1 protein-coding gene is annotated in these 238 nt (G+C 63.9%); it reads left to right on the top strand.

Annotation, left to right across the window (positions count from 1 at the left end; translation table 11 throughout):
• Positions 1-238: integrase core domain-containing protein (locus SB764_RS44340; protein ID WP_410867354.1), on the top strand; the 238-nt coding region annotated here is incomplete at both ends.

The raw sequence follows: 238 nt of genomic DNA, 5'->3' as shown, positions 1-238 counted from the left end.
AGAACCTGGGCGTCGTGGCCTCGTTCAGCCGGCCGCGTGTGAGTAACGACAACCCGTTCGCGGAGTCACTGTTCCGCACCTGCAAGTACCGGCCCGACTATCCACGCAGGCCGTTCGGCAGCATTGATGAGGCGCGGGCCTGGACGCAGCAGTTCGTGTGTTGGTACAACCAGGAGCACAAACATAGCGGCCTGAAATTCGTCACGCCGGCGCAGCGCCATAACGGCGTGGCGACCGC

The sequence above is a fragment of the Paraburkholderia sp. SIMBA_027 genome (assembly GCF_046535315.1).
Classification (GTDB): Bacteria; Pseudomonadota; Gammaproteobacteria; order Burkholderiales; family Burkholderiaceae; genus Paraburkholderia; species Paraburkholderia tropica.
Note: the sequence above shows the minus strand (reverse complement) of the source record. Positions and strands in the feature narration are given on the sequence as shown.